Annotated in this window: 18 protein-coding genes; 6 read left to right on the top strand and 12 right to left on the bottom strand. The window is 72.4% G+C overall.

Annotation, left to right across the window (positions count from 1 at the left end):
* Positions 1 to 94: 94 nt before the first annotated feature.
* From ACFUUZ_RS09825 to ACFUUZ_RS09780, 10 genes are all read right to left on the bottom strand, one after another.
* Positions 95 to 703, bottom strand: coding sequence for a hypothetical protein (locus ACFUUZ_RS09825; RefSeq protein WP_378694404.1), 609 nt, complete (start codon positions 701 to 703; stop codon positions 95 to 97).
* A 94-nt stretch (positions 704 to 797) separates the two neighbouring features.
* On the bottom strand, positions 798 to 1,571 hold the full coding sequence (locus ACFUUZ_RS09820; protein ID WP_378694402.1) for an NAD(P)-dependent oxidoreductase: 774 nt from the start codon (positions 1,569 to 1,571) through the stop codon (positions 798 to 800).
* A gap of 63 nt (positions 1,572 to 1,634) precedes the next feature.
* On the bottom strand, positions 1,635 to 2,453 hold the full coding sequence (locus ACFUUZ_RS09815) for an NAD(P)-dependent oxidoreductase (RefSeq protein WP_378694400.1): 819 nt from the start codon (positions 2,451 to 2,453) through the stop codon (positions 1,635 to 1,637).
* Entirely contained in the window at positions 2,453 to 2,962 is a 510-nt protein-coding gene (locus ACFUUZ_RS09810) for a DoxX family protein (protein WP_378694398.1), read from the bottom strand. Before ACFUUZ_RS09810 ends, ACFUUZ_RS09815 begins: the two co-directional genes overlap by 1 nt.
* A gap of 5 nt (positions 2,963 to 2,967) precedes the next feature.
* Complete coding sequence (locus tag ACFUUZ_RS09805; protein ID WP_378694396.1) at positions 2,968 to 3,900, bottom strand: alpha/beta fold hydrolase; 933 nt, start codon at positions 3,898 to 3,900, stop codon at positions 2,968 to 2,970.
* Positions 3,897 to 5,531, bottom strand: a complete 1,635-nt coding sequence (locus ACFUUZ_RS09800) for an OB-fold domain-containing protein (protein ID WP_378694394.1) — start codon at positions 5,529 to 5,531, stop codon at positions 3,897 to 3,899. The genes ACFUUZ_RS09805 and ACFUUZ_RS09800 overlap by 4 nt, the downstream gene beginning before the upstream one ends.
* Positions 5,532 to 5,786: 255 nt before the next feature.
* Positions 5,787 to 7,139, bottom strand: a complete 1,353-nt coding sequence (locus tag ACFUUZ_RS09795; protein WP_378694392.1) for a cytochrome P450 — start codon at positions 7,137 to 7,139, stop codon at positions 5,787 to 5,789.
* Between the two features lie 10 nt (positions 7,140 to 7,149).
* The gene (locus ACFUUZ_RS09790) at positions 7,150 to 7,344 is read right to left on the bottom strand and encodes a ferredoxin (RefSeq protein WP_378612085.1); all 195 of its coding nucleotides are present in this window, start codon (positions 7,342 to 7,344) and stop codon (positions 7,150 to 7,152) included.
* An 11-nt stretch (positions 7,345 to 7,355) separates the two neighbouring features.
* Positions 7,356 to 8,216, bottom strand: a complete 861-nt coding sequence (locus ACFUUZ_RS09785; RefSeq protein ID WP_378694390.1) for a mycofactocin-coupled SDR family oxidoreductase — start codon at positions 8,214 to 8,216, stop codon at positions 7,356 to 7,358.
* 24 nt (positions 8,217 to 8,240) lie between these two features.
* Positions 8,241 to 8,948: an SDR family NAD(P)-dependent oxidoreductase gene (locus tag ACFUUZ_RS09780; protein WP_378694386.1), complete on the bottom strand. Its 708-nt coding sequence runs from the start codon at positions 8,946 to 8,948 to the stop codon at positions 8,241 to 8,243.
* Between the two features lie 186 nt (positions 8,949 to 9,134).
* Here ACFUUZ_RS09780 and ACFUUZ_RS09775 point away from each other — a divergent pair, with 186 nt between their 5' ends.
* The 5 genes from ACFUUZ_RS09775 to ACFUUZ_RS09755 all read left to right on the top strand — a co-directional run bounded on the left by ACFUUZ_RS09775 (position 9,135) and on the right by ACFUUZ_RS09755 (position 15,875).
* The gene (locus ACFUUZ_RS09775; RefSeq protein WP_378694384.1) at positions 9,135 to 10,601 is read left to right on the top strand and encodes an aldehyde dehydrogenase family protein; all 1,467 of its coding nucleotides are present in this window, start codon (positions 9,135 to 9,137) and stop codon (positions 10,599 to 10,601) included.
* Entirely contained in the window at positions 10,598 to 11,806 is a 1,209-nt protein-coding gene (locus ACFUUZ_RS09770; protein ID WP_378694382.1) for a CaiB/BaiF CoA transferase family protein, read from the top strand. Before ACFUUZ_RS09775 ends, ACFUUZ_RS09770 begins: the two co-directional genes overlap by 4 nt.
* Positions 11,807 to 11,825: 19 nt before the next feature.
* On the top strand, positions 11,826 to 13,001 hold the full coding sequence (locus ACFUUZ_RS09765) for an OB-fold domain-containing protein (RefSeq protein ID WP_378694380.1): 1,176 nt from the start codon (positions 11,826 to 11,828) through the stop codon (positions 12,999 to 13,001).
* Entirely contained in the window at positions 12,998 to 14,158 is a 1,161-nt protein-coding gene (locus ACFUUZ_RS09760; RefSeq protein WP_378694378.1) for a thiolase family protein, read from the top strand. The genes ACFUUZ_RS09765 and ACFUUZ_RS09760 overlap by 4 nt, the downstream gene beginning before the upstream one ends.
* Positions 14,159 to 14,237: 79 nt before the next feature.
* Positions 14,238 to 15,875, top strand: a complete 1,638-nt coding sequence (locus ACFUUZ_RS09755; protein WP_378694377.1) for a hypothetical protein — start codon at positions 14,238 to 14,240, stop codon at positions 15,873 to 15,875.
* An 81-nt stretch (positions 15,876 to 15,956) separates the two neighbouring features.
* Here the strand turns inward: ACFUUZ_RS09755 and ACFUUZ_RS09750 are convergent, their stop codons facing one another.
* The gene (locus ACFUUZ_RS09750) at positions 15,957 to 16,259 is read right to left on the bottom strand and encodes a hypothetical protein (protein WP_378694375.1); all 303 of its coding nucleotides are present in this window, start codon (positions 16,257 to 16,259) and stop codon (positions 15,957 to 15,959) included.
* 5 nt (positions 16,260 to 16,264) lie between these two features.
* Entirely contained in the window at positions 16,265 to 17,521 is a 1,257-nt protein-coding gene (locus ACFUUZ_RS09745) for an amidohydrolase family protein (RefSeq protein WP_378694373.1), read from the bottom strand.
* Positions 17,522 to 17,715: 194 nt separating this feature from the next.
* Between ACFUUZ_RS09745 and ACFUUZ_RS09740 the strand changes: the two genes are divergently transcribed.
* Positions 17,716 to 18,540, top strand: coding sequence for a radical SAM protein (locus ACFUUZ_RS09740; RefSeq protein ID WP_378694371.1), 825 nt, complete (start codon positions 17,716 to 17,718; stop codon positions 18,538 to 18,540).
* The last annotated feature ends 11 nt before the right edge of the window (positions 18,541 to 18,551 follow it).

The raw sequence follows: 18,551 nt of genomic DNA, 5'->3' as shown, positions 1-18,551 counted from the left end.
CGGAGAACCGGGTGCCGATGCCCACGGGTGCGGATGCCGCCTACCACGAGGTCGGGCTGAACAGCCGGGGATCCGCTGCCGCGCAGGGGTGTGGTCACGACAGCAGCCAGCCGAACGGTTGGCCGCCGTACAGCTCCAACTGCACCGTCGTACCGGGAGGAATTCCGGACGCGGGAATGCTGAACAGCAGGGCGCCGTTCCCGTTCTCGTAACGGTCCGGCAGGTAGGCGTAGTTCGCGTCCGAGGCGAACGTCGCACCATGCGGCGTTACCACCGTGAAGTGGTCCGCGGCGGGAACGAAGGCGGTTCCCGGAGAATTGTTCTCGACGGTCAGGATCAGGTACCGCTCGTTCGCCTGCCGGAAGTCGGCGGGAATATCGGGAATCCCGTCCACTATTCGTGTCGAGGTGACCGTCATGGTGGTGCGTGGCAGGACGACCGTGCCGCTGCCCCGTGGCTCGGAGAGTTCCGGGAACTCGATCGGTTGGCCGACGGCGGCCCACCGGGGCCGGGGCGGTGCGGGCGCGCGCTGGGTGGTCGGGGATGGAAGGGTGGATTCCCGAGCCGGTGGAGAAGAACTCGGATCGGTGGGTCCGCCGCAGGCCGGGACCGGGAGAATCGCGATCGCGCCGACCGCGCAGCCGATCCGCAGCCACAGCAACCTGCGCCGAATCCCGTTGACGCTCATCGGTATCGGGCGCATGCACGAAGCGTACCCGTGTCGCCCGAGCGCGCCTGCCCGCAATTGTGGTGGCACCGGGTACCGCGGCGGTGGTGCCGAACGGCGGGCGCGCCGGTCAGGGGCGGGCGACGCCGGTTTCGATGGGGGCGGTGAGGATTCCGAGATCGGCGCCGAGGGCATCGGCGAGGGAGCGGGCCACGGTGACGTCCTTGCGGAGAAACTCGCCGACCGAGGAGCGGAATTCCGCTACCGACCCTTTGGCGGCGATGCCTGCGAGCGCGCGGGAGTTGCCGCTGGCGTGTGGGAGCGCGGCGAGGAGCGCGTCCTCGGGCAGGCCGAGTTCGGCGCCGAATCGCACCGCGTCGGCGACGAGCCCGATCTGCGCCGCGAACAGGGCGTTGTTCACCAGCTTCACCCGCTGGCCGGAGCCGAGCCCGCCGACGTGCAGGATCGGATCGGCATATGCCCGCAGAACTTCTCGAGCGACGGTCACATCGGAGTCGGCGCCGCCGAGGAAGACCGTCAGGGTGCCGCGGGCGATATCGTGCGGTCCGCCGCTCACGGGCGCGTCCACCACCCGGATGCCGCGGTCGGCGACGGCGCCGACGGTCTCCGGGCTGCCGGTGGTGTGCACGATCACCGTTGCGTCGCCGAAGGTTTCGGTGGAACAGATCTCGCGCACCTGATCGTCGGTGAAGACGCAGAGCACGACGGCGTCGGCACCGCCGATCGCCTCCGCGGCGGTGGCGACCGGCGCCGCGCCGGTCTCCGCCACCGCGGCGCGGGCTTCGGCACTGCGGCCGAGGGCGCGTACGTCGTGCCCCGCACCGACGAGCCGGGCGACCATGGGCGCGCCCATCCGCCCGGCCCCGATGAATCCCACCCGCACGGTGTCCTCCTTGCTCTGCGGCGCCGTCGGCTCGCGGCGTGCGTGAATGCCCGAGGGCGGAACTCAGCGCCGCCGATCCATGAGCCCCAGGGTCGCGTCGGCGGCCCCGAGTTCGATCCCGGCGGTGACCCCCGCCTTCGCGGCCAGGTCGGCGACCAACCCGACATCCTTGCGCAGCAGGTCACCCGCGTGCGCGGCCAATTGGTCCAGCGAACCGCCCGCGGCGACGACCCGCCCGAGGGCGAAGCTGTTCGCGGTCCCGTGCGTGATCACCTCACCGAGCCGAGCGGGGTCGATGCCCAGCTCGGCGCCGAGCCGCAGCGCGCCGTGTGCGGTGGCGAGGTTGGCGGTGAAGAGCAGGTTGTTGAGCAGCTTGGCGGACTGCCCCGACCCGAGGTCGCCCAGGTGCACGATGGGGTTCGCGTAGGTCTCGAAGACCGGCCGCGCCCGCTGCACCGCCTCCTCCGGCCCGCCGACCATGACCAGCAGCCTGCCCGCCTGCACCGCGGGCGCGCCGCCGGAGACCGGGGCGTCGATGACCGTGATGTCCTTCGGCGCGGCCAGTTCGGCGAGTTCCCGGCAGGTGTCGGGGTGCACGGTGGCGTGGATGGCGAGGATCGAGCCGGGGGCCATCCCGGCCAGTACCCCGTGCTGTCCGGCGGCCACCTCGCGCACGTCGGCATCGCCGACGACGCAGAGGCAGACCAGGTCGCTGGCCTCGGCCAGGGCGGCGGGGGACCCGGCGGTGCGGGCGGCGGTGTCCGCGTACGGCTCCAGGGACGCGGCGCGCCTGGCCCACAGGGTGGTCGGGAAGCCGCCCTCGACGATCCGGCGGGCCATCGGCCCGCCCTGGCTGCCCAGTCCGATGAATCCGACGCGCATCAGTGCGCCTCCTCCGGCGACGTGGTGGGACGGTAGAACACCGCGAGCAGCCCGAGCGTGGCGACGACCCCGAGCCCGAGCGCGATCCCGCCCCCGGCCCACCCGGTGATCTCGATATCCAGCGCGTGATCGAGCGAGATCCGCCCCGGCCCGAGCAGCCCGAGCGCGACCACGGTGACGGCGAGCACGAGCACGTACTCGTACCCCTCCTTGAAGACGAAGAACCCGTTCGGCCGGTGCGCGAGCAGCCCGGCCACCAGCGTCACGCCGACGATCGCGGCCGCGGCGAACGGGGTCAGCAACCCGAGGATCAGCAGTACCCCCGCCCCGATCTCGGTGATCACGCTGAACCACGCCTGCAGCACCCCGTTGCGCAGCCCCAGGCTCTCGAACCAGCGCCCGGTCCCGGCGATCTTCCCGCCGCCGATCCAGTGGTTCACGCCGTGCGCGATCATGGTGCCGCCAACGACCACGCGCAGCAGCAGCAGCGCGATATCGGTCTCGACCATTGCCTTCACCTTCCCGACGGCGCGGTGCCGTCGAATTGCGGGGTGGGGCCGGTGAATTCACCGGTCACGGCCGCCACCACGCACTCCTCCAGGAAGGCGAGCACCCCGAGGTGGTAGGCGGCGGCCGTGTGGCCCACGCTGATGTTGTGCCCGCTGTTGGGCTGCCGGTTGAGTACCACGCGCGGGGCCGCGCCGAACAGCGCGCCCACCTCGGCCAGCGCCTCCGGGTCGCCGCGCCAGACCCGCTCGTACTCGGCGGCGGTGAACCGCACCGGCACCCGAACCCGGTCGGCCAGCGCGGGGAAATCCCGGTTCGACCAGCTCTTCAGCGCCGTCGCCTCCATGCGCGGCCCGGCGGCGCCGATGGTGGCGCCGCCCCTGACGTCCGGCGGGTAGAGCCGTTCGGGCGTCCAGATCAGCGCGCCGACGCCGGGCGTGCGGTCGTCGCGCTGCCTGGCCTCGAAGGCGCGCTGGAAGTCCGGGTGCGGGCGGTGGCCGGTGCCGGAGAGCTCCAGGCCGAGCAGGTCGCTCGCGCGCGGGTCGACCGCCATCCGCACCGCCTGCTCGGAGCCCGCGGAGTGCGCGAGCAGGAAGGTGCCCGCGCCGCGCGGCCGGTCGCCGAGGAAGGCGTCGACCGCGCCGAACATGAGGTCGAGCCTGCGCTCCGGCTCGATCAGGTCGTCGGCGAAGGGAGCGGAGGCACCGTAGCCGGGGCGGTCCGGCGCGACCACGGTGTAGCCGAGCCGGTGCGCGATCCGGAAGAGCGAGAGTTCGGGGTGGCCGGGGCAGTCGAAGTACCGGCCGGTGGTGGCGCCGCCGTGCATCGCCACCAGCACCGCGCGCGGGGCATCGGCCACCGCGCGCAGCCCGGAGACCGGGATGCCGTTCACCTCGGCGAGCACCGGTTCGGGGCCCGCGTGCAGATCGGCGAGGGTCACGACGCGGTCCGCAGCAGGATGGCGCCGCCGGGGGTGAGCCCGCCGCTGGAGACCACCGCGACCTTCGCCTCCGGCACCTGCCGGTCGCCGCCCGCGCCGCGCAGCTGGGTGACCGCCTCGTGCAGCAGCCCCATGCCGTGCGTGCGGCCGTGCGAGAGCTGCCCGCCGTGCGTGTTCAGCGGGAGCAGGCCGTCGCGGGCGATGTTCTTGCCGCCCTGCAGGAAGTCGCCTGCCTCGCCGATGCCGCAGAAGCCGAGCGCCTCGATCCAGGAGAGGCAGTTGAAGGTGAAGCCGTCGTAGAGCTCGGCCACGTCCACGTCGGCGGGGCGCAGGTCGGTGCGGGTCCACAGGTGCGCGGCGGGGCCGAGCACCTGGGGTTCGTGGGTGAGCGTGCTCTGGTCCCACTCGATGCGCTCGACGATCTGCGTGCCGACCGCCTCGACCAGCACCGGGGTGACCGGCAGGTCGCGGGCGGCCTCCACCGCGGAGACGATCACCGCCACCGCGCCGTCGCACGGGACGTCGCAGTCGTAGAGCCCGAACGGGGTGGTGACCGGGCGGGCGCTCAGGTAGTCGTCCATGGTCATCGGCTCGCGGTAGACCGCGCTCGGATTCAACTCGGCATTGGCGCGCTGGTTCAGCGCGATCCAGCCCAGCGTCTCCTTCGAGGTGCCGTAGTCGTGGAAGTGCCGCTGCGCCTTCTGCGCGAGGGTGTGCGCGGCGGAGGTGGCGCCGAAGGGCAGGTGCCAGCTGGTGGTGCGGCCGCCGGACGGGGTGATCCGGCCCGCCTTCATCAGCTCGGCGAAGGTGGCCTCCCAGACCGTGCGGAAGCAGAGCACGTGCCTGGCCATGCCGGTCGCCACCGCGGTCATGGCCGCGATCACCGAGCCGCCGGGGCCGAAGGTCTCGATGCCGCCGTTGTGCCAGGTCGGGCGGATGCCGAGCGCGGCCTCCAACGCGGTGACGCCGCCCTCGCCGAAGCCGCCGAGGTTACCGCCGCCGGGGTAGGTGGCGAGGCCGTCGATGTCGTCGAGGGTGAGCCCCGCGTCGGCGACCGCGCGCTCGCACGCCTCGACGGTCAGCTCCAGCGCGGGCACCATGAGCCTGCGGCCGATCCGGGACATGCCGATGCCGGTCAGCGCGACCCGGTCCTCGAACTTGTCGGTGCCGAGCATGGGGCGCACGTGCTCGCCGAAGCGCTCCGGCGGGATCTCGTCCACCGGCAGCGCAGCGGGCTCGCCCTGCGCGGCGGCCGGACGGAAGAGCGGGAGCCAGACATCGGCGTCCGGCTGGAAGGTGACCTCGAGCCGCATGCCGAGGACCAGGTCGTCGGGCTCGGCGTCGACGATATTGGTGGTCAGCCGGACCCGAGGGTCGTCGGCGAGCGCGACCGTCGCGACCACGTACGGCGGGGTCAGCCCCGGCACCGCGAAGCGCTGGTTCACCGTCCAGCTCGCCAGCACGGCCTGCCCCGAGGTCTCGCGGACCCCGAGGTCGTGCCCCCGGCAGTACCGGCAGATCGGCTGCGGCGGGTGCAGCAGCGCGGCGCAGGAGCGGCACTCCTGGATGCGCAGCACGCCGTCCGCGCCGGACTTCCAGAAGAACTCGGTATCCAGCCCGAGCAGCGGCAAAGGCCGCCCGGACGCGGCGGCGGGTTCAGCGCCCGGCGCCGTGGCACCGCTCTCCGCCGCTGTGTCCGGCGGCGGCGTGCCGCTACGCGGAGCCGCGCCGCGTGCGCCCGCGGCTGCTGTACCGGCCGGCACGGCAGCGCCGGATTCCTGCCCGGGTTCCGGGCTACTGTCCGCCACGGCGCCTCCTCGACTCGTCAACTGCCGAAGCGCGGGCCGCGCACGACATCCGTGCACGGCCCGCGATCGGTTCGGAATTCAGATCTCCGCGGCGTCGCGATGCACGGTCACCGGCTCGGCCAGCCGCTGCTCGTCGACGACCTTCTGCAACGTCGCCAGCGTCTCGTCCAGCCCGGGGCCGAGCCGCTTCCCCGGGGTGAAGGTGGCGGGCAGGTGCCGCATCCCCTGGATCACCGCGATGGTGTCGTAGTGCACCGTCTCCTCCGGGATGGCCCGGTAGTCCGGCATCCGATCGAGGACAGCGACCAGCATCCGCTTGAAGACCGTGCGCGCCACGTTGGAGCCGATGCAGCGGTGGATGCCGAGCCCGAAGCTGTAGTGCCGGTTGCCCTTCCGGTCCAGCACCACCTTCTCCGGGTCCTCGAAGACGGCCGGGTCGCGGTTGGCCATGGCCCAGGAGAGCCAGAGCCGCTCGCCCTCCTTGAAGGAGGCCCCCGCCACCTCGCAGTCCGCGGCGACGGTGCGGCCGTCGCCGGGGGCCGGGGTGTAGTAGCGCAGGAACTCCTCGGTGGCGGAGTCCAGCAGCACGTCGCGCTCCCGGCTCAGCTCGGCGCGCTGCTCGGGGTTCTCCGAGAGCCACTCCAGCGCGTGCGCGGTGAGCGCGGTGGTGGTGTCGAAGCCGCCGCCGATGAGGAGGCTGAGCATGCCGAGGATCTCCATGTCCGGCAGCGGCTCGCCGTTCACCTGCGCCGCGGCGACGGCGTGGATCAGCCCGGGCCGCGGGCTCTGCCTGATCTCGGCCAGGTTGGTGAGCAGGTCGATGCCCATGGTGCGGTGCATCTCCGCGATCCGCGGGTAGTCCGGGGAGTCCGGCGGGGTGTAGACGGCGGCGTGCACCGGCTCGTTGTAGATGGTCCACTTCGCCAGCGGGACGCCGAGCATGCCGAGGGTCAGCACCGCGGGCACCACATTGGCCAGGTCGTCGACGAAATCGATGCGGCCGCTCTCGATGTGCTCGTCGATGGCGGCGCGCACCACCTCGTCCACGAACGGGATCCAGCGCTTCACCGCGGCGGGGGAGAGGTACGGGTTGAGCGCCGAGCGCAGCTCGCGGTGCTCCGGCTCGTCCATCTCCAGGATGCCGCCGCGGATGCCGCGGGCGCGCGGGGCGGGCGGGATGGAGATGCCGCGGTACCCCTTGCGCACGCCGTGCGGGTCGTGGTCGTTCGACACGTGTGGGCAGCGCGCGAGCTCGAAGACCTCGCGGTTGCCCGCCGCCACCCAGTGGCCGTCGTAGGTGTCGGTCCAGGCGAGCGGGCACTCGCCCTGCATCTCCTCGGTGATCTCCTGGAACTTCTCCCGGTACTCCGGTGCGTACCGGTCGAAGTGGAAGCGGGGCGTCCGGTGGCTGGTGTTCTCGCCGGTGGTCATGGGCCGCCTCCTATTCCGCGACGGAGATCGCGCGCTCGGGGCAGGAGTGCACGGCCTCGCGCACCTGCTCCGCCTGATCCCCCGGCACCTGCTCGGCCACCGGGGTGGAGTGGCCGTCGATATCACTGAGCTCGAACGACTGCGGGGCGATCATGGCGCACAGCGTGTGCCCCTGGCAGCGATCCTGATCGACCTGGACCTTCATGGTTTTCCCTCTCAGATGTGGTAGTCGTACCACTTCAGGTAGCCGCCCGCGTCCACGCGCAGCTGCGTACCGGTGATGAACCTGGCCTCCTCGGAGGCGAGGAAGAGCACGGCGTCGCTGATGTCCCCCGGTTCCACGTAGGGGATCGGCATGGCCTGCTGGACGCCGAAGGCGGGCTCGGCGTCGGCGCGGGTCGGGTGCTCCAGATCGGGGCGGAACGAGCGGTACATGGGCTCGCTCTGCAGCATGGGGGTGTTGCAGTTGGTCGGGTGGATGACGTTCGCGCGGATCTTCTGCGGCGCGATGTGCGTCGCCAGGTGGTGCACGTACTGCGAGAGCCCGCGCTTGGCCACCACGTAGGCGATGCCGCCGGGGTCCTTGCCCGGCTGGTCCACCTTGCCGATGTCCATCAGCGCCGCCACCGAGCCGGTCGCGATGATCGAGGCGCCCTCCTTCAGGTGCGGCAGCGCGGCCTGGATGGTGTTGATGACGCCGACCAGGTTGGTGTCGATCACGTCCGACCAGGCCTGCCACTGCGGCTGCCCCTTCATCCCGGCGATGCCCGCCTGGGCCACCACGATGTCCAGCCTGCCGAACTCGGCGATGCCGGTGGCCAGCACCTCGCGCAGCCGCGGCGCGTCGCGCACGTCGGCTTGCTCGGCGATGATCCGGCGCCCGGTCTTCTCCACCAGCCGCGCGGTCTCGTCCAGATCCTCGCGCGTGGCCATGGCGTAGCCGATGGTGTCGATGTCGTGGCAGATGTCGACGGCGACGATGTCGGCGCCCTCCTCCGCCAGCCGGACGGCGTGGCTGCGGCCCTGGCCGCGGGCCGCACCGGTGACGAAGGCGACCTTGCCCTCTACACGTCCCACGGAATTCCTCTCGCTCGATACTGCTCAGGTGTTCCGGCCGCCGTTGACCCCGAGGATCTGGCCGGTGATGTAGCCGGCCTCCTCGGAGACCAGGAAGGCGCAGGCCGCGGCGATGTCCGCCGGGGTCCCGATGCGGCGCACCGGGGTTCGCTTGATGTGGTCGTCGACGGTGCCGCCGAGCCGGCCGCCGTCCTCGTTCTTGCGCAGCATCGGGGTGTCGATGAAGCCGGGCGGCACCGCGTTCACGGTGATCCCGTTCGGCCCCAGCTCCAGTGCGAGCGCCTTGGTGAGCCCGTTCACCGCCGACTTGGCCGCCACGTAGTGCGTCATGAACGGCTGGCCGGAGTGCGTGCTGGAGGAGGAGATATTGACGATCCGGCCCCAGCGCTCGGCCAGCATGTCCGGCAGCACCGCCTGCACGCAGTGGAAGACGCCGTGCAGGTTCACGTCCACGACGCGCTGCCACGCCTCGAAGGTGAGGTTCTTGAACTTCTCGAACCCCTCCAGCCCGGCCGAGTTCACCAGCACGGTAACCGGGCCCAGCTCGGCGCGGATCTCGGCCAGCGCCGCGGCGACCTCGTCCGGCTTCGTGACATCGGCCCGGAAGCCGAGCTTGTCGTCCGCGGCGGGGGCGAGATCGAGGGTGGCGACCCGGTAGCCGTCGGCGCGCAACCGCTCCGCGATGCCGAGGCCGATGCCCGACGCGCCTCCGGTGACCACAGCGGTTCTCACGCGCGACCCCCGGGTGTAGTGTGCGACACAAGAATCTCCTTTTCGAATGTGAGAACGGTACTCTCGCGGTGTCCGTTTCCGCAAGGCCGGCGAATATTCCGATCGGCGATAGTTGCCACGGCCCGCTGTGCTGAATGTATCATTCTCGAGAAGAGAGAATGTGATTTCCAGTAGCGAGGAGACGGGATGTCAACGCAGGAACAGGCGGTCGCGGTGGCGCGCCGGCTGCTGATCGATGGGCAGCTGGTCGAGACCGGGCGGACACTCGCCTCGCTCGACCCGGCCACCGGTGAGCTCTACGGGTACGCGCCCGAGGCCGGGATGGCCGAGGCGGACGCGGCGATCGCCGCGGCCAGGCGCGCCTTCGACGGCACCGACTGGGCCACCGACCCGGAGTTCCGGGCGCGCTGCCTGGACCAGCTGTACGCGGCGCTGCGGGAGAACGTCGAGGAGCTGCGCGCGCTGACCATCGCCGAGGTGGGCGCCACCAGGACGCTCACGCACGGCAACCAGCTGGAGACGCCCTTCGAGATCGTCCGCTTCTACGCGGAGCTGCTGCGCGGCTACGACTGGACCGAGGACCTCGGCAATGTCGAGATCCGCGGCGCGCAGCACCACCGCTGGGTGGAGAAGGAGGCGGCGGGCGTGGTCGCCGCCATCGCCGCCTACAACTACCCGCACCAGCTGGCGCTGGCCAAGCTCGCGCCCGCGCTGGCGGCGGGCTGCACGGTGGTGCTCAAGGGCGCCCCCGACACCCCGCTGGCCACCCTGGCGCTCGGCGAGATCATCGCGAACCACACCGACATCCCGGCGGGCGTGGTGAACGTCCTCGCCTCCTCCGACATCGAGGTCGGCAAGCGGATGACCACGCACCCGGACGTGGACGTGGTCACCTTCACCGGCTCCACCCCGGTCGGGCGGCAGATCATGGCCGCCGCCAGCGGCACGCTGAAGAAGGTCTTCCTGGAGCTGGGCGGCAAGTCGGCGGCGATCGTGCTGGACGACGCCGACTACACCAAGGCGGCCATGTTCGCGGCCTTCAGCATCGTCACGCACGCGGGCCAGGGCTGCGCGCTCACCACCAGGCTGCTGGTGCCGCGCAAGGACCACGACCAGGTCGCCCAGCTGGTGGCGGCGAACTTCGCGCACGTCAAGCACGGCGACCCGAACGACCCCTCGACCTACATGGGCCCGCTGATCAGCGCGAAGCAGCGGGACAAGGTGGACGGCCTCGTGCAGCGCGCGGTCGAGGCGGGCGCCACCCTGGTGACCGGCGGCAAGAAGCTGGACCCCGGCTTCTTCTACGCGCCGACGCTGCTGGCGAATGTCGACCCGGACAGCGAGATCGCGCAGGAGGAGGTGTTCGGCCCGGTCCTCGCGCTCATCCCGTACGACGACGATGACGACGCGGTGCGGATCGCCAACAACTCCATCTACGGCCTCTCCGGCGGCGTCTTCAGCGCCGACTCCGAGCGGGCGAAGGCGATCGCGCGGCGCATCCGCACCGGCACCTTCAGCATCAACGGCGGCAACTACTTCCACCCCGACGCGCCGTTCGGCGGGTACAAGCAGTCCGGGATCGGCCGGGAGATGGGCCGGGTCGGGCTGGAGGAGTTCCTGGAGCGCAAGACCCTCGCCGAGGTCGTCTCGTGAGCGGGCCGCTGGCGGGGATCAAGGTGCTCGAGGTCGCCATGTACGGCTTCGTTCCCTCGGCGGGGGCGGTGCTCTCCGACTGGGGAGCCGACGTGGTGAAGGTGGAGCACGCGGTGGCGGGCGACCCGCAGCGCGGGCTGCGCCGCGTCGGCGCCTTCACCGTCGAGGGCGACCCGAACCCCAATGTGGAGCACGCCAATCGGGGCAAGCGCAGCGTCGGGATCGACATGTCGGTGGCCGAGGGGCGCGAGGTGATCCTGGAGCTGGCCAAGGGCGCCGACGTCTTCCTGACCAGCTTCCTGCCCTCGGCGCGCAGCAAGTTCGGCATCGACGTGGACGACATCCGCGCGGTGAACCCGAGCATCGTCTACGCCAGGGGCAGCGCGCTCGGCCCGCGCGGCACCGAATCGGTGCGCGGCGGGTACGACATGACCGCCTTCTGGTGCCGCGGCGGCGTCGCCGCCACCATCACCCCGCCGGACACCGACGGCATGATCCAGCCGCCCGGCCCTGCCTTCGGCGACACCATCTCCGGCACCAACCTGGCGGGCGGCATCGCCGCGGCGCTGCTCAAGCGGGAGCGCACCGGCGAGACCTCGGTGGTCGACGTCTCGCTGCTCGGCAGCGGGCTCTGGGCGCTCGGGCACACCATCGCGCTCTCCGCGCACGGCAAGCAGCCCATGGTCGCGCCGAAGCCGGGAACCCACGGCGCGCCGACGAATCCGCTCTCCGGGCTGTACGCCACCTCGGACGGCCGGTTCCTCTCCTTCGTCATGTTGCAGCCCGCGAAGTTCTGGGCCGACGTGGTCCGGCACATCGACCGGCCCGAGCTCGCCGACGACCCGCGCTTCGCCGACGCCGCGTCGATCGCCGAGAACACCGCGGACGGCGTCGCCATCCTGCGCGAGGCGATCGGCGCGCGCACGCTGGCCGAGTGGACCGAGCGCTTCGCCACCCTCGCCGGGCCGTGGGCGCCGGTGCAGGACTCGCAGCAGCTGCTCTCCGACGGGCAGATCCGGGCCAACGAGTACGTGCTGCCCGCGGGCGAGCTGCAGTTGGTCTCCAGCCCGGTGCAGTTCGACGTGGCCGCGCCGGAGCTGCGGCCAGGCCCGGAGTTCGCGGCCCAGACCGAGGAGGTCCTGCTCGAGCTCGGCTTCGACTGGGACCGCATCATCGCGCTGAAGACCGCGGGCGCGGTCTCCTGACGCCGGAGAGGAGCTGACCGTGCCGCACGTCGCGTCGATGGGGACGTACCTGCCGTGCTGGGGGGATCGACACAACCGGGTCGCGGGGGAGGACGAGGACGCCGTGACCCTGGCCGTCGAGGCCGGGCGCGCCGCGCTCGCGGGCGGGGAGCCGGTCGAGCGGGTGGTGCTGGTCAGCCGGGACCTCCCGCTGGTCGGCAGCAGCAATGCCGCGGTCCTGCTGGCCGGGCTCGGGCTGGACCCGGAGCTCGAGGTGATCGAGCGGCTCGGCGGCGCCCCGGCCACGCTGGACGCGCTCAGCTCGGCCCGCCCGCGCACCCTGGTGATCGGGGTCGACCTGGAACCCGCGGGCGCGGCGGCGGCCTGGCTCTCCGACCGGGACGGCGCGCAGGTGCGGACCACCGCGCGGGTCTCCCGCAGCCTCCCGGTGCGCACCCGCAACGACACCGGCGTGCACGACTACGGCGACCCCCGGCTGCTCCGCGAGCGCGGCTGGGCCGCCTCGCTCTCCGCCGCCTGGCTGGACACCCCGGTCGCGGTGGCCGGGCTCGACCACAAGCAGGCCACCGCGCTCTGCCAGAGCCCGCCCCCACAGGTGCCGACCACCGGTGCCTCCGCCGCGCTCTTCGCGCTCGCCACCATGGTCGAGTGGGATGCCGCCGGGCTGCTGGTCGGGGTGGAGCAGGCGGTGCTCTCCGGGGTGACCGTGGTACCGGGGCCGGTCGCCCTGCACCGGGTGGAGCCACCTGCCCGCCCGCCCGCCGACGGGGTCGTCGAGCCCGCCGCCGACCTGCCGCTCTCGCTCGCCGCCTACGACCGCGCCTTCGAGGCCAAGGTGCGCTGGGAGGCCGGGCGCCACCCGGGCAGCGACGAGCTCGACTTCCCGCCGCGCTACCGGCTCGGCGCCGACGGCGCGCTCGCCACCGACTACACCCTGGTCCCGCTGCCGCGCACCGGCACCGTCTACGCCGAGACCACCGTCCGCATGCCGGTGCCGGGGCTGAAGAGCCCGTACTCGCTGGTCCTCGTCGAGCTCGACGACGTCGGGGTGCGCGCACTCGCCAAGGTCACCGGCGCCGACGCGGGCACCGCCGCCATCGGGGTGCGCGGGCGGATGGTGCTGCGCCGGGTCGCCGAGCGCTCCGGGGTGCCGGACTACGGGTACGCCTTCGAACCCGAAACGGAGAACTCATGAGAAGGGTCGCGGTCGTCGGCGCCGGAATGACGCCGTTCGCCGAACATTTCGCGCTCGGCATCCAGGACCTGCTGCCGATGGCCTTCGCCGAGTGCGCGGCCTCGGTGGACAAGGGGCTCCGGCTCGCCGATATCGAGGCCGCCTGGTTCGGTGCGCTGCGCACCACCGACGGCTTCCCCGCCGGGCTGCTCGCCGACGCGCTCGGCGCCCCCGACCTGCCGGTCACGCACATCGAGAACTCCTGTGCCACCGGCAACGACGCGGTGCGCAACGCGCTCTACGCCATCGCCTCCGGCGCCGTCGACGTGGCGCTGGTGATCGGCGCGGACAAGCTGCGCGAGACCGCCGAGAAGGACATGCTGCGCGAGTGGGAGTCCATGTCGCGGAACCGCTCCTGGGACTACCAGCTCGGGCTCTTCGCCCCCGCCGGGTTCGCGCTGCACGTCAACCGGTACCTGTACGAGTCGCCCGCCACCCGCGAGCACCTGGCCATGGTCGCGGTGAAGAACCACCGGCACGGTGCCACGAACCCCAGGGCGCGGCTGCGCTTCGAGATCAGCGTGGAGCAGGCGCTGGCGGCGCCGATCGTCGCCGAGCCGTTCGGCGTCTACGACTGCGTGCCGCAGAGCGACGGCGCCGCCGCTCTCGTCCTCGCCGCCGAGGACGTGGTGGACCGCTACACCGACGCCCCCGTCTGGGTGCGCGGGGTCGGGCTCGGGCTGGACACCGTCATGCACCAGCACCGCGCCGACCTCACCACCTTCCAGGCCACGGTCCGCGCCGCCCGCCGCGCCTTCGGCATGGCCGGGCTCACCCCGTCCGACATCGACGTCGCCGAGGTGCACGACTACTTCACCGGCATCGAGCTCATGAGCTACGAGGACCTCGGCTTCGCCGGGCGCTTCGAGGCGCACAAGCTGGTCGAGGCCGGGGTGACCGCGATCGGCGGCGCGCTTCCGGTGAATCCCAGCGGTGGTCTGAAGTGCAAGGGCCACCCGCCGGGCGCCACCGGCGTCGCGCAGTGCGTCGAGCTGTTCGAGCAGCTGCGCGGAACCGCCGTGAACCAGGTCGACGGTGCGCGGATCGGGTTGGCGCACAACCTCGGTGGGCCCACCGCGGTATCCGCGGTCACGATCCTCGAGGGGCCGGGGCGGTAGGCGGGTCCCGCAGCAGACACCCGGCGCTGCGGCGAATTCGGCGCGACTCGCGGTGGATCGCCCATGCGACGATGAACCCGTGATCACCTCGAATTACGTCGAACTCACCCGGCTGCTGGCCGATGCGGGCGCGGATGCCGCCGCGCTGTACCGCACGGCGGCCGCGGTCGCCGACGAGTTCGACCGGGTCGCACTGCCGGACGATGCGGCGCAGCTGGTCTACGACGGGCTGACCCGCGCCGGAACGGCAGGCAGCGCTGACGCCTGGCTGCTGCTCGCGCGGGTGCTGGCCCGCCATGCCGGGCACGCCGCCTCGATCGAGGCCTTTCGGCTCGCCGATCGGGCGGGATCGCCGGACGGCGCGATCGGCTGGATCGCGGCGGCCTACCACGCCCGCAGCCTCGATCATGCGCCGCAGGCCGGAGAGCGGCTGCGCCTGCTGCACCGAAGCAGGCCAGACGATCCGAAGGTGCTGCTGCTGGCCGGATACTTCGCGCAACAGGGCTACGGCTGCCCGGCCGATCCGGATCTGGCCGCGCGGCATTTCCTGGCAGCGGCCGAGCGCGGAGATGCCGACGCCGCTTTCGAACTGACGGTGCATTACACCAGGGGCTGGGGCGTGCCCGCGGACCAGGCCGCGTCGGACCGGTGGACGTGGCGGGCCGCCGAGCTGGGCAGTGCTCGGGCGATGTCGAACCTGGGCGGCATGTTCGCCGTCGGCCGCGGCGTCGCCGCGGATCCGCGGGCCGCGCTGGACTGGTACGCGCGGGCTGCCGCGGCAGGCCATGCGAAGGCCGCCTACACCGCCGGGGTGATGTGCTTGCTCGGCGACGGCGGGCTGCCGGTCGACCCGGTCGCGGCTCGGCGGTGGTTCGATCGGGCCAGGACGCTGGGGTACGGCGTCGACACCGAGCTGCGGCGGCTGGGGCTGGACGCGGAGATACCGGAGCCGCCGCGCGATATCGACGATCCGGCACCGCCGTCGTTCGACGGGTTCGACGAGCCGTGCGGCGTTGCGGTCGATGCGTCCCACGTGTACGTGGCCGACCGGGGCGAAGGCCGGATCGTGATGGTCGCCACCGCGTCCGGGCAGCGGACCGTGCTGCCGTTCGTCGGCCTCGACGAGCCGGAGGGCGTTGCGGTCGACGCGGCAGGCACTGTCTACGTCACCGACAGCGGGCCGGGGGTGCAGGCACTGAATATCGCGTCCGGTGTGCAGGAATTGCTGCCGCTGCGGCGGCGGGCCTGCGGCGGGCAGCCTGCCGTCGATTCAGCGGGGAGCGTCTACGTGCCGGACGGGCCACAGGTGGTGGTACTGCCGGTCGGAACCGAGGGGCGGCGCTGGGACGGGCAGCGGGTCCTGGCATTCGAGGGGGTCGAGAACGTCACGGCCGTTGCGGTCGACGCGGTGGGCGACGTGTACGTCACCGACACCACCGGAAATCGGGTGCTGAAGGTCGAGGTTCGGTCCGGCAGCCGAGAGGTCATCGGGTTCACCGGCCTCGACCTGCCGGAAGGCATCGCCGTCGACTCGGCGGGGACCGTGTATGTCGGCGACCTGAACGGGGTGGTCGCGCTCGACGCCGGAGCGGGCAGCCCGCGGGCCCTGGACCACCTGGACTTCGCCAAAGGCGTGGCCGTCGATGCCGCCGACACCGTCTACGTCGCCGATTGGGTGCACGGCCGGATCATCGGATCGCGGCCGGCCGGGCGGTGACGCGCCGGCACCGGGCCACTCGGGCAGCGCTGGAGCGCGAAATGCCCGGCACCGCTCCCGGCGCCGGGCCCGCACCGTCGATCAGAGTTCCTCCCACACCGTGATCCGGGTCCGGGCGGGATCCCCGGCATCGGTCACCGCCATGCGCCCGTCCTTGGCGCGCGCCCCGAGCTCCGCCACCACGGCGGCCGGATCACCGTCGAGGGTGAAGACCGACAGGTAGCGGGCTTCGTCGGGGCCGCCGCGCAGGAGCTTGTGGCGTTCCGCCGCGACCACCCCGGGGATGGCGAGCATCTCCGGGATGTGCACCTCGGTGTACCAGCGGTTGTACTCCTCGTCCCGCCCCTCCCTGGGCGTCGCGAAGACCATGAGCCGAGCGGGCACCGGCGTCACCCGGCCTGCGCGGCGTAGGCGGCCGCGTAGTCGGCGCGCGAGGTGGTGGAGATGTCCACGTCGGTGGCGGTGGCGCGGAGCGCGCCGACGGTGGCCCGCTCGCGCGGAATGTGCTGGAACGGGTCCCAGTCGAAGTGCCTGCAGGCGTTCTCCCAGGTGATCTTGTGGATATCGGCGTCCGAGGCGCCCGCCGCGTCCAGCTCGTTCAGCACGAACTCGGGGGCGTTCGGCCAGATGGAGTCGGAGTGCGGGTAATCGCACTCCCAGGCGATATTGTCGATCCCGATGTCGTGCCGGAACTTCAGCGCGGTCGGGTCGGTGACGTAGCAGGCGAGCACGTGCTCCCGGAACACCTCGCTGGGCAGTTTGCCGCCGAAGTCGCGGCGCAGCCAGCGCTGGTTGGTGTAGTGCCGGTCGGAGCGGTCCAGGAAGAACGGGATCCAGCCGACGCCGCCCTCGGAGAGCGCCACCTTGAGCTTCGGGAACTTCCGGAAGGCGGGGCCCCAGAGCAGGTCCTGCGCGGCGATCAGCGAGATGCTCGGCGCCAGCACCATGAGGTTGTCGATCGGCGCGTCCGGCGCCAGCCGCAGCACGCCGAAGCCCTGCCCGATGTGCAGGTTCATCACGGTGTCGTGGTCCTGCAGCGCGCTGAAGACCGGCGCCCAGTAGTCGATGTCGTGGTAGCTGGGCAGGCCGTCGATGTGCGGCAGCTCGGGCATGGTCACCGAGTGGCAGCCGCGGCTCGCCAGCCGCTCGATCTCGGCCACCGCCAGCTTCGGGTCCCACATGGGCAGGATGCCGATCGGGATGAAGCGGCCCGGGTAGGCGCCCGCCCAGTCGTCGATGTGCCAGTTGTTGTAGGCCTCGATCATGGCGACGGTGATCTCGTCCTGGCCGCCGCGGCTCAGGTGACCCGCGCTGAACCCGGTGAAGGTGGGGAAGCACATGGAGGCGAGGACGCCGTTGACGTCCATGTCGCGCACCCTGGCGTGCACGTCGTAGACGGCGGGGCGCATCTCGGCGTAGCCGGCCGGGTCCCGGCCCCACTCCTCGGCGGGCCAGGTGACCACGGCGTTCAGCCCCGCGACGCCGGTCGGGCGGTCGCGGTAGATCCACTGGTCGATGCCCTTGTCGTTGGGGACGACCTTCGGCGCGTACTCCGCCCACTTGCGCGGAACGTGCTGGTCGAACATGTCGAGCGGCTCGACCACGTGGTCGTCGATGCTCACCAGGATCAGGTCGTCGGGTTTCACGGGACTCCTCGCTCTGTCGTGGACTGTGCCGAGACGGTCGATCTTCCGCTAGGAGAACGGCACTCTCGCACCTGGTTCGAGGATACCGCAGGGGAAACGCCGGGTCGATGGCCCAGGGGTGTCCGCGGGCCTTGTTCTGCTACGGAAGCAGGATTACCCTATGTGGAGAATGTAATTCTCATGAGGAGGTCGGCATGACCGCACCGGCGACCGTCGTCTGGGAACTCGCGCCGCGGCATCCCCGGTCGGGGCCGTTCCGGCTGCCGCCGCCGGGGGCGCCGCGCGCACTCGACACCGTCGAATGCCGCGCCCTGCTGGACGAATTCGCCCGGCTCGGGGTGGTCGGCGTCGAGGTGGCGGGTGGGGAGCCCACCGGGCGCGCCGACTTCGCCGAACTCGCCGGGTACGCGAGCGCGCGCGGGCTCGGGTTCGCCTTCCACACCGACGGCACCGGGGTCACGCCCGCGCTGGCCAGGCAGCTGGCCGGTGACCACCGGCTCACCGCGCGGGTCGCGCTGGCCGCGCCCACCGAGGCGGCGGACGACGCGGTGCGCGGGCCGGGCGCCTACCGGGCGAGCGTGCGGGCCATGGAGGTGCTCGCCTCGGCCGGGGCCTACGAATTCGAGGTCGCGGTGCCGCTGACCCGGCACAGCGCCGATCGTTTGGACGCACTGCTCGCCGTCGCCGGGCTCTTCGGTGCCCGGCTCCGGCTCACCGGGGACCGGCCGCGCGAGGCCGCGCCGGACGCGGCGCAGCGGCGGGTCGTCGCGGCCTGGGCCGCGGAGCACCGCGAGCGGGTGCGGTTCGGCGTGCACCCGACCGGCGATCTCGCCGAGGACTGCGGGGCCGGGCGGGAGATCTGCCTGGTCGACGCCGTCGGCGACGTCTTCGCCTGCCCCGTCGCGCGCGGTGCCCGCCCGCACGGGAACGTCCGCGCGGCAGGCGGTTTCGCCGCGCTGGTCCCCGGGCTCGCCCCCGCCGTCTGCCCGGCGGCCCCCGCCGTCGCCCGCCCCGCCTGACGGACGGGAGT

The sequence above is a fragment of the Nocardia sp. NPDC057353 genome, assembly GCF_042667085.1.
GTDB lineage: Bacteria > Actinomycetota > Actinomycetes > Mycobacteriales > Mycobacteriaceae > Nocardia.
Note: the sequence above shows the minus strand (reverse complement) of the source record. Positions and strands in the feature narration are given on the sequence as shown.

Coding starts and splice junctions, on each gene's coding strand:
- ACFUUZ_RS09795 (WP_378694392.1), bottom strand. CDS start 7,139: ATGACCACCGGCGAGAACACCAGCCACCGGACGCCCCGCTTCCACTTC.
- ACFUUZ_RS09775 (WP_378694384.1), top strand. CDS start 9,135: ATGTCAACGCAGGAACAGGCGGTCGCGGTGGCGCGCCGGCTGCTGATC.
- ACFUUZ_RS09740 (WP_378694371.1), top strand. CDS start 17,716: ATGACCGCACCGGCGACCGTCGTCTGGGAACTCGCGCCGCGGCATCCC.
- ACFUUZ_RS09825 (WP_378694404.1), bottom strand. CDS start 703: ATGCGCCCGATACCGATGAGCGTCAACGGGATTCGGCGCAGGTTGCTG.
- ACFUUZ_RS09760 (WP_378694378.1), top strand. CDS start 12,998: ATGAGAAGGGTCGCGGTCGTCGGCGCCGGAATGACGCCGTTCGCCGAA.
- ACFUUZ_RS09815 (WP_378694400.1), bottom strand. CDS start 2,453: ATGCGCGTCGGATTCATCGGACTGGGCAGCCAGGGCGGGCCGATGGCC.
- ACFUUZ_RS09810 (WP_378694398.1), bottom strand. CDS start 2,962: ATGGTCGAGACCGATATCGCGCTGCTGCTGCTGCGCGTGGTCGTTGGC.
- ACFUUZ_RS09790 (WP_378612085.1), bottom strand. CDS start 7,344: ATGAAGGTCCAGGTCGATCAGGATCGCTGCCAGGGGCACACGCTGTGC.